General features: G+C 66.0%; 8 protein-coding genes. 7 read left to right on the plus strand and 1 reads right to left on the minus strand.

All coding sequences use genetic code 11. The annotated features are described in order from the left end of the window. Positions 1 to 184 precede the first annotated feature (184 nt). The 4 genes from QF819_10745 to QF819_10760 are packed head-to-tail and all read left to right on the plus strand — an operon-like array spanning position 185 to position 5,350. The gene (locus tag QF819_10745) at positions 185 to 1,921 is read left to right on the plus strand and encodes a DEAD/DEAH box helicase (GenBank protein MDP6803627.1); all 1,737 of its coding nucleotides are present in this window, start codon (positions 185 to 187) and stop codon (positions 1,919 to 1,921) included. Then, the gene (locus QF819_10750) at positions 1,918 to 3,669 is read left to right on the plus strand and encodes a hypothetical protein (GenBank protein MDP6803628.1); all 1,752 of its coding nucleotides are present in this window, start codon (positions 1,918 to 1,920) and stop codon (positions 3,667 to 3,669) included. The genes QF819_10745 and QF819_10750 overlap by 4 nt, the downstream gene beginning before the upstream one ends. Before the next feature lie 41 nt (positions 3,670 to 3,710). Beyond that, positions 3,711 to 4,850: an amidohydrolase gene (locus QF819_10755; protein MDP6803629.1), complete on the plus strand. Its 1,140-nt coding sequence runs from the start codon at positions 3,711 to 3,713 to the stop codon at positions 4,848 to 4,850. Then, on the plus strand, positions 4,847 to 5,350 hold the full coding sequence (locus tag QF819_10760) for an NUDIX domain-containing protein (protein MDP6803630.1): 504 nt from the start codon (positions 4,847 to 4,849) through the stop codon (positions 5,348 to 5,350). Before QF819_10755 ends, QF819_10760 begins: the two co-directional genes overlap by 4 nt. Positions 5,351 to 5,413: 63 nt before the next feature. Here QF819_10760 and QF819_10765 read toward each other — a convergent pair whose 3' ends face one another. Further along, positions 5,414 to 7,855 (minus strand): ATP-binding protein, encoded by a 2,442-nt coding sequence (locus QF819_10765; protein ID MDP6803631.1) that lies wholly within the window; start codon positions 7,853 to 7,855, stop codon positions 5,414 to 5,416. A 134-nt stretch (positions 7,856 to 7,989) separates the two neighbouring features. Here QF819_10765 and mutY point away from each other — a divergent pair, with 134 nt between their 5' ends. From mutY to QF819_10780, 3 genes are all read left to right on the plus strand, one after another. Next, on the plus strand, positions 7,990 to 9,126 hold the full coding sequence (gene mutY / locus QF819_10770) for an A/G-specific adenine glycosylase (protein ID MDP6803632.1): 1,137 nt from the start codon (positions 7,990 to 7,992) through the stop codon (positions 9,124 to 9,126). 129 nt (positions 9,127 to 9,255) lie between these two features. Then, a complete protein-coding gene (locus QF819_10775) occupies positions 9,256 to 10,419 on the plus strand; it encodes an acyl-CoA dehydrogenase family protein (protein MDP6803633.1) in 1,164 nt (387 codons plus the stop codon). A gap of 85 nt (positions 10,420 to 10,504) precedes the next feature. Further along, positions 10,505 to 12,142, plus strand: a complete 1,638-nt coding sequence (locus tag QF819_10780) for a hypothetical protein (protein ID MDP6803634.1) — start codon at positions 10,505 to 10,507, stop codon at positions 12,140 to 12,142. The last annotated feature ends 23 nt before the right edge of the window (positions 12,143 to 12,165 follow it).

Below are 12,165 nucleotides of genomic sequence, written 5' to 3' on the forward strand. Positions count from 1 at the left end.
GGCCGCCTCGTCTTCCGGAAGATGTGGAGCCGCACGGGATTGCGGCGTCACCCGGAACCCGGACAAGTCCGCCCGCAGCAGGTTCCTTGACTCCGGACGACCCAGCATATAGCCTGTTTCCCTGCCGTATCCGCGTCCGGCGCGGGGAAACCCGCGACGCACCCTCCCGAGACCGGGAAAGCGAATGAACCCCTCGATGGACAATCCGCTGATCGTTCAGTCCGACCACACGCTTCTTCTGGAAGTGAATCATCCTCACGCGGAGGCGGCCCGGGAAGCGGTGCTCCCCTTTACGGAGCTGTTGAAGTCCCCTGAGCATGTTCATACCTACCGGATCTCCCCGCTGTCGCTGTGGAATGCCGCCGCAGGCGGGCGAGAGGCGGACGAGGTGATCGAGACCCTGGATCTCTACAGCCGGTACCCTCTTCCTGTGAACCTGGTGGCGGAAGTCCGCAACCAGATGGGCCGCTACGGCCGTGTGGAGCTTCTCCCGGGGGGGCGCGGCGAGATTCTCCTGGCGGTCCGGGACCAGGCGACAGCGGCCGAGGTCTTCCCGGACCCGGCGCTTCAGCCGTTCATTCTCGGGAAGGACGGGCCTTGCCAGCTTCGCGTTCGAGCCTTGGATCGTGGAGAGGTCAAGCTGGCGCTGACCGGAATCGGCTATCCGGCGCGGGATCTGGTGGGTTTCGAAGACGGAGACCCCCTGCCGATCCAACTTGCGGAAACGCTCTCCTCCGGAGAGGAGTTCGCGCTGCGTCCGTACCAGCGGCGTTCGATCGACGCTTTCCATCAAAACGGAAGTCCCGAGGGCGGACAGGGGATTGTCGTCCTTCCGTGCGGGGCGGGGAAGACCATCGTGGGGATCGGCGCCATGGCGCAGACCGGTGCGCGCACGCTCATCCTCGTCACGAACATCGTGGCGGCGCGCCAGTGGATTCGCGAGATCCTCGAAAAGACGGACCTCACGGAAGATCAGATCGGCGAATACAACGGGGCCACCAAAGAGGTGCGGCCCGTGACGGTCGCCACCTATCAGATTCTTACCCACCGTCGTCGTCGCGACGGGGGCTTCCCGCACATGGATCTCTTCCGCAGCGTCAACTGGGGGCTGGTGATCTACGACGAAGTTCACATTCTTCCCGCCCCGGTGTTCCGCGCCACTTCGGAAATCCAGACTCGCCGAAGACTGGGGCTTACCGCGACCCTGGTCCGTGAGGACGGTCGCGAAACGGATGTCTTCAGCCTCATCGGACCGAAGTGCTACGAAGTTCCCTGGCGGGAGCTGGAGGTTCACGGGTGGATTGCGGAGGCCATCTGCTCAGAGATTCGCGTTCCCTTCCCGGACGACATTCGTCCCGCCTATGCCGCTGCGGAGAAGCGAAAGAAGTACCGGATCGCCGCGGAAAACCCGGTGAAGGGGGATGTGGTCGACCGGATCCTTCAGCAGCATCCGGAAGATCATGTGCTGATCATCGGCGGGTATCTGGACCAGCTTCGCACGCTGGCAGAGCGTCTCGACGCCCCGATCATCACCGGCCAGGTTCCCTCGGCGGAGCGCGAAGTGCTCTACGATGCATTCCGCCGGGGGGAGATCCGCGTGCTGGTCGTGTCCAAGGTGGCGAACTTCGCCGTGGATCTTCCGGACGCGAATGTGGCCATCCAGGTGAGCGGGGCGTTTGGCTCCCGACAGGAAGAGGCGCAGCGACTCGGGCGCATCCTCCGCCCGAAGGAGTCGGTGGCGCGGTTCTATTCGCTGGTCACCTCGAACAGCTGTGAACAGGAGTTCGCGTTGAAGCGGCAGCTCTTCCTGACAGAACAGGGGTACGGCTACGGTGTCCTCGACATGAAGGGGATTGCGGATCTGAACCGATTTCTTGCGCCCGGTCTGGAGCCGGACCCCACGGCATGGGTGGGAACTTGATGCGCACGCTGGAGGACTTTCTGGGGAAGGAACTCCTCTTCGAGCATCTCCAGTCTCTCCACGAGCACTTCCTCGATGAGCGCGGCTACGAGCGAACCGAGATGGTGGAGAAACTCTCCGCGCACCTTCGCAGCGCAAAGGGTTGCAAGGCGTTGACCGACGGGCTGGCCGAGGAGGAGATCGATCTCCTGTTCGTACTCCGGCAGGTGGGGGGGATCGCGCCCAGGCGGTGGCTCTTCCGCGAGATGGCGTCCCGTGGATCCCGCTCCGCGGAGGAGTGGCGGCCGGTTCTCATGAGTCTCCGCCGTCGGCACATTCTCCACATGATCGGCAGTCGAACGGTATACCTGCCGGAGGGAATGGCCGAAGCGCTGGGCGACAGCATCCGCGGAATCCCGGACCCGGTCGACGGCGACATTCTCCCCGGCGCCAGCGCTCTACGCCAGTCCGTGCACGGGCTGGTGCTCGCGCTGCTGAACCATCTCCACGGGAATCCGCCGCGCGTCATGGCGGAGGAAGACCGGATCTGGAAGCGGGATCTGGAGGGGATGGCGGAGTTCTTCCATACCTACCTTCAGGAACCGGGCGCCAATGGCGATCACGACTCCATGCGTCTCATCCGGGGGCGCCTCGGCAGGATGGTGGAGTTGTTCCGGAAGATGGGGTTTCTGGAACGGCGAGGGAAGAGACTCCATGTCGACCCCCACGCCTGGACCCGATGGGCTGAGATGCGAGAGGTGGATCGTCAGAGCTTGCTTCTGTCCTTCCTTCGGGAGAACTACGAGAATCTCACCGTGGCGCTCGAAGCTCTGGTGAGCTGGAAAGACACGGGATGGGTCTCGGTGGACTCTCTGACGGAGGCGGTTCGGTATCGCGCACTTCGCGGCTCGTTCCATGTGCTTCGCATCCGTCCGCATTCCAGGGCGACGGCCGAAGGCCCGGGCCATCGCTGGGTGGCGGCGTCGATGTTCCTGTTGGCGGACCTGGGGTTCATCCACACGGGGACCGATTCCGCCGGGGTGCGCGTAGCGAGACCCACGGCGAGCGCGGTGGTCGCCTGGTCGATGCTTCGCGGGAACGGGCGCAGGCGTCCCAGAAAGAAGAACGCATCCGCGGGACCGCGTGCCTATGCGCAGCCCAACTTCGAGCTGCTGATTCCCGAGGAGTGTGAGCCGACGATTCATCGCAAGATCGGGAGCATCGCGGAGCTTCGCACGCTGGACCGGTTCTGGACCTATGCGCTTACGAGGGAGTCGGTCTGCCGCGGGGTGGAGGAGGGCATGACGGCGGGGGAGACTTTCGCGATTCTGGAGGAGACGGTGGAGAACGATCCTCCCGCCAATGTGGTGGACGCGGTTCGCCGGTGGGCGTCGGTGCTCTGGTGGGAGACGGGCGACGGCGACGACATCTACCTGCGCGGAGAAGAGGATGCGCTCCGCCGGGTCTCCGCCCGCGAGGATCTGGAGGGAATCGTGGAGTCGACCGAAGGGGGGCTTCTTCTGACCACCTCCATCGAAGAGGCCACGCGCTGGCTGGAGGAGCACGGGTTGCCCTTCTCACCGGGGGATCGCGATGGCCGCGTGCCGCCGGGCGTCTCGGCCCGCGACCGATTCAACCGTGCGACGGAAGCCTGGAAGCGGCGTCTCAGCCAACGGGGCGAAGCGCCGCCGGGCACCTTCTGGGAGAAAGTCGTCCCCGTGGAGCCTCTTCCGGTTCGCGGGCGGGATTCCAGACGCGCCTCCGCCTGAGCGGTCGCGCATTCTGACGAACCGGGAATCGGAGAGGGCAGATGGGGGCATTCGCAAAGACGCCGCAGGAGGAGATGGCGGAACTCGTTCGCCTTCGCCGGGACTTTCACGCCCATCCGGAACCCGCGTTCCGTGAGGAACGGACGGCGCGCATCGTTGCGGAACGGCTGCGCGAACTCGGGTACCGGGTGACCGAGGGGGTCGGGCAGACGGGCGTTGTCGCGGATGGAGGGGAGAGCGGACCGATGCTGCTCCTGCGCGCGGACATGGACGCGCTCCCCGTGACGGAAGACAGCGAAGCCGACTACCGCAGCCGAAACGACGGCTTCATGCACGCGTGTGGCCACGACGGGCATACCGCGATCGCCCTGGTTGCGGCGGAGCGTCTGCGGCGCGATCCGCCCCCGGGAAGGGTGCGCTTTGCGTTTCAGCCCGCCGAGGAAATCGGCGAAGGCGCGGACGCGATGATCGCCGACGGTGTGCTGGAAGGGGTGGACGCGGCGATCGGGCTTCACTTGTGGAACGACACTCCGGTGGGCGTGGTCGGTGTGACCGACGGACCGGTGATGGCGGCCGTGGACGACTTCGAGATCGTCGTGGAAGGAGAGGGCGGACACGCGGCCATGCCCCACCAGGCGAAGGATCCCGTGGTGGCGGCTGCGGAACTCGTGCTGGGCCTCCAGTCGATCGTGAGCCGGGGCGTGGATCCGTTCGAGACTGCCGTCCTCAGCGTGACCCGGATTCGCGGCGGGGAGGCGACGAACATCATCCCCGAACGCGTGGAGCTTTCCGGGACAATCCGGACCTTCTCGGAAGATGTGCGGAGCTTCGTCCATCAGGAGATTGCCTCCCGCACGAAAGGAGTGGGGCGCGCAAGGATCCGCCCCTTCACGAATGCGCTGGTGAATGACCCTCGCATGGGCGATGTCGTGCGCGTCGCGGCCCGTGAAGTCGTCGGGGCGGAGAATGTCATCCACGGCGTGCGCACTACCGGCGGCGAGGACTTCGCCTCCTTCGCATCCAGGGTCCCGGCGTTCTTCTACTTCGTGGGTTCCGGCCCGGATGGTGGCGGGGCCCCGCACCACAACCCGCGATTCGACATTGACGAACGCTCGCTGGGAATCGGCCTGGAGATTCTCACCCGGGCCGCGCACGGGTGGTTTGCGGGTCACTCGGCATGACGCCCCGATACTGCGGCCGTTGCGGCGGCGCCCTGCGCGGGCGTCCGGGAGAGTGCGAAGGCTGCGGGCATGTCCACTTCATCGACCCGAAGCTGGCCGCCTGCGTTATCTTCCGCTGGGAAGGCGGCGTCTTTCTGATGCGCCGCGCCATTTCTCCGGGGTTCGGGAAATGGACGATTCCAGGAGGGTATGTCGATCGCGGGGAGACGGTGGAGGCTGCCGCCATCCGCGAAGCCCGCGAAGAGGCGGGCGTGGAGGTTTGTCTGGACGATCTTCTGGGCGTCTACAGCTTCCCCGGGCAGACGGCCGTGATCATCGTGTACCGGGCGACGGTCGTGAGCGGCAGGCCTCATGCGCTCTCGGAGAGTCTGGAGGCGCAGGCGTTTCCTTCCGACTCGATCCCGTGGGATGAACTGGCGTTCCCCAGCACGGAAGAGGCTCTGCGACATTACCTGGCCGCGGAGGGTCGCGGTCCCGTGGGGATCTCCCGGAATCTCTGAGAGGCGTGCGTTGCAAGGACTCGATGGGTCTTCCGACCCCCGCCCGCGCTCTTGCAGGGCCTCCTACGAGTGCCCGCCGAACTCGCGGAGTTGCAGCGCCAGACGACGCAACCGATCGTCCACCTTCCCGTTCACCGTGTGTGCGGGATAGCGCCGCTTCCCGCTTCTCTCCCCGGCGGCCACCCCGGTGAGGAGTTCGATCCCCTCGTCGATGTTCGAAACGGCGTGAACATGGAAGAGCCCGTCGCGTACGGCCTGCACGACCTCCTGCGCCAGCATGAGGTCCGCGACATTCGACGCCGGAATGAGCACACCCTGCGTGCCGGTCAGTCCGGCGCCTTTGCAGATGTGGAAGAAGCCCTCGATCTTCTCGTTGACTCCGCCGATGGGTTGGATCTCTCCGCGTTGATTCACAGAACCGGTGATGGCGATCTCCTGGCGAATCGGAATGCCGGACAGCGCGGACATCAGAGCGAAGAGTTCGGTAGAGGACGCGCTGTCGCCGTCCACACCGTGATAGGACTGCTCGAAGCAGATCGACGCGCTGAGCGACATCGGCTTGTCCTGCGCATATCGCGCCCGCAGGAACCCGGACAGGATCTGGACACCCTTGTCATGAGTGTGCCCTGACAACTCCGCTTCTCGCTCGATGTTGATGATCCCGGCGCTTCCGAGGGCCACGGTGGCGGTGATGCGGGCCGGGACGCCAAAGGCATGTTCGCCCGACTCATAGACAGCGAGTCCGTTCACCTGTCCCACTTTCGTGTCCGCCATGTCGATGAAGATGGAACCCTCCTGGATGAGTTCGACCATCTTCTCCTCCGACAGGTTGTTCCGATAATCCTTCGCGCTCATGGCCCGGGAGACATGATCGACCGTGACGAGGTCTTTCCCGGCGGACCGGGCGAAGTGCGCGGCCTCTCGAACGAGATCCGCGATGAGGTGGAATCTCGTGGACAGGCGGTCCTTGCGTCCGGCGAGCCGGGCCCCGTACTCCGCGACCGCGGCCAGACCGGCCCGATCGAACGGGGGGATGCCTTCATCCGCAACGAGTCGCTGAACGAACTCCCCGTAGTGGCGAACATGGTCCGTCGTATTCGTCATCTCCGTATCGAAGTCCGCGCGGATCTTGAACACCTTCTTGAAGTCTTCGTCGAGAGCGTAGAGTCCGTGATAGAGGTGCGCGTCTCCGATCAGGACCACCTTTACGCGGATCGGGACGGCCTGCGGCTTGAGTCCGGGAGGGGCGGTCAGGTCCGAGGCATCCGACACATGGATCTCAAGCTCGCTCGTGCGAAGCGTGCGCTTGAGCGCGTTCCACACGGAACCGGGCTCCTGAAACAGGTCCGTGGCGTGAATCACCAGATAACCGCCATGCGCCCGGTGAAGAGCGCCCGGCCGGATGTGCAGGTGGCTCGGAGCGCCGTCGAGCTCGCCTTCCGGCCCGCGTTCCAGCATGCCGAAGAGGTGGCGCGCCGTCGGGGAGTGCTCCATCACGACGGGGGCCGCGTCCGTGTCGTGGTGGTCCACGAGCAGGTTTACGGCGTAGCGCGTGGCCGTCTCGTCGCGTCGGTCCGGACGGGGCGCACCCTCGCCTTCCTCCGGCCGCGCAAAGGAGTCCAGGTGCGCGATGATGTGCGCTTCCACATCGTCGAGGTGGTCGAGCACCCCCGCGTTGCCTTCGTGGTCCTCGCGAAGCGCATCGATCTGAGCCGTCACAATCGGACGGATCGACCGGGCACGCTGCTCGGCCACGCGGGCGTTCATTTCCCGATCGCCACGCATCAGCGTCTGGACCATGGTCCGCAGCCCTCCCGCGAGAGCCTCCCGCTTCTCGCGAAGCTCCTTCACGCGGGCAGCGTCCATCTGGCCCTTCTCGACTCTCTCCTCCAGGTCCGCGAAGGAGCGCGGCTCTCCATCCACCACCGGAGCGATGTCCGGGTTGGTGGCCGTTCCCATCTGCACTTGAATGAGCGCGAACCCCTCGGCTTCGACGCTCCCCTGAAACTCCCGGAGTGTCTGTTGCTGCCCGGCCTGGTACTTCTCGACGATCCGTTTCAGTTCCGCGCGGCACGCCTCCGATTCCAGCGCGTGCGGAATGTCGCGTCGAAGGCCGTGGATGGCGGCGGACATTCCGTCTCGCAGAATGCGTCCCTTCCCGGCGGGCAGGAAGAGCGGGCGGGGGGTGAGCGGAGACGAGAAGTCATGGACGAAGCAGAGGTCCGGCGGCGGCGTCTGCGCGCGGTCCAGTTTCTGGAGGACATGGCGGATGGCGGTGGCGCGTCCCGTACCGACGAAGCCCGCGAGGAAGATATTGTAGCCGGGGGAATCCATGCCCAGTCCGAGCGAGAGGGCCTCCATGGCCCGATCCTGCCCGATGATGGTCTGGTTCGCCGGGAGATCGGCGGTCGTCTCAAACGGGAGCGACTCCGGAGGACAATGCCAGCGAAGATCCTCCGGCGGGACCGGCGGACGCGACGGCGCGGGGGTGAGCTTTTCGGTCATGGCGGGTCTTCCTCCTTGCGGGCGCGGGAGGATAGCAGAATCCCGCGGTCTTGTCCCGCGCCGGGGTGCTGCCTCAAGATGGCGCTCGGCAGCGTCACCCGGTAGAGTGAGGCTCCCCCTGCACGGAGGTTCCCTTGCCGTCGCCTGTGGACACGCCTTTCCAGGTGGACGAATCCCGCCTGGCCACCTGCCGGGAGGCGCTGAGTCGATGGTATCGGACTCACGCACGCGACCTCCCCTGGCGGCGGGACCGGGCGCCGTATCGCGTCTGGGTATCCGAGGTGATGCTGCAGCAGACGCGTGTCGACACGGTCGTCCCGTACTTCGCCCGGTTCCTGGCTCGCTTCCCCGACATTCCTTCGCTGGCGGCGGCCTCGGAGGAAGAAGTGCTGGAGGCGTGGAGCGGGCTGGGCTACTACCGCAGGGCGCGCTTCCTGCGCGAGGGTGCCCGGCGGGTCATGCGCGAGTACGACGGGCGGTTTCCCACCGGCGAGCGGGAAGTGCTCTCCATCCCGGGGATTGGCCGCTATGCCGCGGGCGCGATTCGGTCCATTGCGTTCGGCATTCGTGCTCCGGTCCTGGACGGGAATGTCACCCGCGTTCTCTCGCGCATCTTCGGAGTGAGGGGGGACCCCGCGCGGCTTCCGGCGAAGAGCGACCTCTGGGATCTGGCCGGGCGGATGGTGGAGGCGGGGAGTCCGGGAGAGATCAATCAGGCGCAGATGGAGTTCGGGGCGCTTCAGTGCGTGCCCGCCGCCCCGGCCTGCGATATCTGCCCCGTGAGCCTCTCCTGCACGGCCTTCGCGGAGGGTCGCGTGGCGGAACTCCCCGAACTCTCGCGTCGCCGAAAGACCGTGGCCATCGAACGGGTCGCGCTCCTGGTTCGTCGGGGACCGGAAGTGCTTCTTCGCCGCCGTCCGGAGAGTGAACTGCTCCCCGGGCTGTGGGATCTTCCCGGCGCGTTCGAGGGCGATGACGCCCGCGTCGACGCCGGGGCAGCGGATGCCGCGGGGCTTCTTCCGCATCCGGTGGAAGTGGGGGAAACGCTCGGAGTGCTTCGACACGCGGTGACCCACCGGCGGATTCGGCTCACGGTCCGCAGGGCCTCGCCCGGCGGATGGCCGGACGGACCGGCTCCCCCCGGAACCGATGGAGCCCGGCTGCGCTGGGTGCTCGCTGCCGAGGCGGAGGAAGTGGCACTCTCCGCGCCCGGGCGGGCGGCGCTTCGTCGCTGGCCGGATCAGGGGACCGCCGGAGGATCCCCGCCTTGACGATTCGAGCGCGCCACGGGTATCTTGACCTGTTCGTCTCTCGACATAACTGCAAGGTTCACAACGGGTTCAAGGGCCCCGAGACTCGCCCTTCGGAGGATGAAGATGAGCGCCCACGGGAGCGATGGAATCTGTTTCAAGCTCTCCGCCGAGCAGGAGGAAATCCGCAAGCTCGCCAGAGAGTTCTCAGACAAGGAGATCACGCCGACGGTCGCGGAGCATCACGACCAGTCCGCGGAGTTCCCCATGGACATCGGCCGCAAGGCGTACGAACTGGGCCTGATGAACTGCATCATTCCCGAGGAGTATGGCGGCATCGGCCTTGGCGCGATCGAAGAATGTCTGATCGCGGAGGAGCTGGCTCACGGATGCATGGGGATTTCCCTCTCCATCCTGGCCAACAATCTTGCCATCGTTCCCACCAAGATGGTGGGCAACGAAGATCAGAAGAAGAAGTACCTCGGCGGACTGGCAGAGGAGTTCTCGCACTGCGCGTATGCGCTGTCGGAACCGGAGGCGGGTTCGGACCCGGCCGCGCTCACCACCACGGCAGTTCGGAAGGGCGACCAGTACATCATCAACGGGCGCAAGCGTTGGATCACCGGTGCGGGTGTTGCGGACTGGTTCGTGATCTTTGCGGTGACGGACCCGGACAAGGGGCACAAGGGCCTCACTGCGTTCATCATTGAGCGAGCGCATCCGGGCGTGTCCACCGGGAAGAAAGAGGACATGATGGGGCAGCGCGCCTCCTTCACCTGCGATGTGATCATGGAGGACGCGGAGATTCCCGTGGAGAACCGGCTTGGCGAGGAAGGGCAGGGCTTCTACATCGCCATGCAGACTTTCCAGTACACGCGCCCGGCCATTGCCGCGGGCGCGGTCGGCGTTTCGCAGAATGCGATGGATCATGCCGCTCGCTACGCGCTGGAACGGAAGACCTTCGGGAAGCCCATCGCAAATCATCAGGGCATCCAGTTCATGATTGCGGACATGCAGCGGGACATCATGGCGGGGCGTCTTCTGACCTGGCAGTGCGCGTGGATGTGCGACGAAGGCATCGCGAACAACACGGAAGTGGCCATCGCGAAGCTCTTCACGGCGGAAGCGGCCATGCGCATCACGACCGATGCCGTGCAGGTGTTTGGCGGATACGGCTACTCCCGCGAATATCCGGTGGAGAAGCTGATGCGTGATGTCAAGGTCTGCCAGATCTACGAGGGCACGGATCAGGTGCAGCGGATCGTGATCGGGCGGTCTGTGACGAAGGCCATGAAGGACAAGCTGGGGCTGTAGTCGGCTGGCGCCGCCCCCGCCGTTCTTGACAACCGGAGGGATTCCCCGGACCAATGGGGGGTCCCTTTTCCGGAGGTTCGGCCTCGTGGTTCTTCGCCTTGCGGCGCTTGCAGTCACCGTGTTCGCGATCTCCGGCTGGGGAGGGCGCCCGGCGGAGTCGATTCCCTCCGATACAACCGGGTGGTATGTCGCCGCAACGGATGCGCCGGACACGCTGGTGCTGCGCTTGACACCGGGAGAGCCTTCGGGCGCCGTGTGGCTCGAGATGTCCTTCCGTCCCGCCTCCTCCGACGAAGTGCTTCCCGCGCGCAGGAGCTTTCGCGTTCGCATTCTGGGGTCCGGGTTCCCGATCTTCGATCCGGAGGAGAGCCCCTCCTTCCTCCGCTACCTTCTGGAAATCCCGGAGACCGGGGAAGTTCTCGACTATCGGGATGCCGTCACGGGGCACGCGCTCCTGCCGCCGTGGCGCGACTTCGTGAAGGAGTTTCTCCCCACGAGCACGGAGGCGCGGCGGGAAGCCGGATTCCCGGAGTCGTGCCGATGGCTGGGGCGGAGCTTTGACCGGCAGGAAGTGCCCGGCGATCGGTCGCCGGCTCGCTGGGCCGACGCGCGCGTTCTGACGCTCGATCCCGGCCGCCTGGTGGGGACGGGACGGTACTATCGCGACACGGGCGGCGGGCGTCTTCCGCCGGACGAGGAGTACGAGTACGCGCCTTTCACGCAGGCGGACTTCCGAGCCATGATCGACGCGGGATTCAATGTCTTCCGCGTGCTCGGCGAACAGGAGGGGTTTGTGCGAGGGGAGAGCGTGTTCTATCTGCGTGGCGTGAGCGGGGATCCGCCCCTTCGATTCCCGGCGGACCTCTTCCGGTCCAACTATCTCGGACAGGTGATGTACGCGGACGAACCGGCGGTGCGGCTCCTCCGGGATCCGGAACGGCCCGCGGGCGACCCCACGGCGCTGGCGAGCGAACTGGATCGCCGTGTGCGGGAGACGCTGGACTCCGAGGGGCCGTACGGCCGGGGGCAACTGGCGCGGAGACTGCGTGCGTCGGGACACGCGCTTTTTGGCGTGCCCGTCGTGCGGGAGGACATTCCTGTCTGGGACGCGCTGTACGAGACGGCGCATCTTCAGTTTGGCGCGGGAGCCACGGGATTCGTGCACGAAGGGAGATACCGCCCGGGGCGGTTCGCCGATGCGGTGGAGCGGATCCTCGGCGAGCGAAGGGAGTTCTCTGCCGAGGAGGTGCTTCGCGTGCACTTCGCGTTTCTGCGCGGGGCGGCTCGCCAGTTCGGTGGCGACTGGGGCACTTCCATCTACGGGCAGTGCGACCGGGAGATTGCGGAGCGCGCCCTCCTTCTGGCTTCGGATCTCGGAGCGCGGTATCTGTGGTTCTGGACCTCCGACAAGGGGCATCATGTGCCGTGGGAGGAACAACGGGCGCTCGCCCGTGCGCTTGCCGACCACTGCGCGGACCGGGAGCGTCCACCCCACAACGCCTGGAGAGACCCGGCGGGCGCGACCGCCCTGGTGCTTCCGCCGAACGCATGGCCGTCCTTTCGGCGTCCGGTGTTCGGCCTTCGCCCGTCGGATGACAGGACGCTGGACCGCGCGGTCCTGCAGAGCATTCTCGGCGCCCTGGACGCCGGGGAGGACTTCGACATCCTGACGGAGGCCCGCCCTGTCCCCGATGGCTACGGGAGAGTGGAGTGGATTCACTGAGGAAGGATCATACGGATCAGGAA

It is taken from the genome of Gemmatimonadota bacterium, assembly GCA_030747075.1.
In the GTDB taxonomy this organism is placed as follows: Bacteria; ARS69; ARS69; order ARS69; family ARS69; genus ARS69.

Bases quoted from the DNA above. Each gene is read 5' to 3' on its own strand.
- QF819_10745 (MDP6803627.1), top strand. From the start codon at position 185: ATGAACCCCTCGATGGACAATCCGCTGATCGTTCAGTCCGACCACACG.
- QF819_10755 (MDP6803629.1), top strand. From the start codon at position 3,711: ATGGGGGCATTCGCAAAGACGCCGCAGGAGGAGATGGCGGAACTCGTT.
- QF819_10760 (MDP6803630.1), top strand. From the start codon at position 4,847: ATGACGCCCCGATACTGCGGCCGTTGCGGCGGCGCCCTGCGCGGGCGT.
- QF819_10765 (MDP6803631.1), bottom strand. From the start codon at position 7,855: ATGACCGAAAAGCTCACCCCCGCGCCGTCGCGTCCGCCGGTCCCGCCG.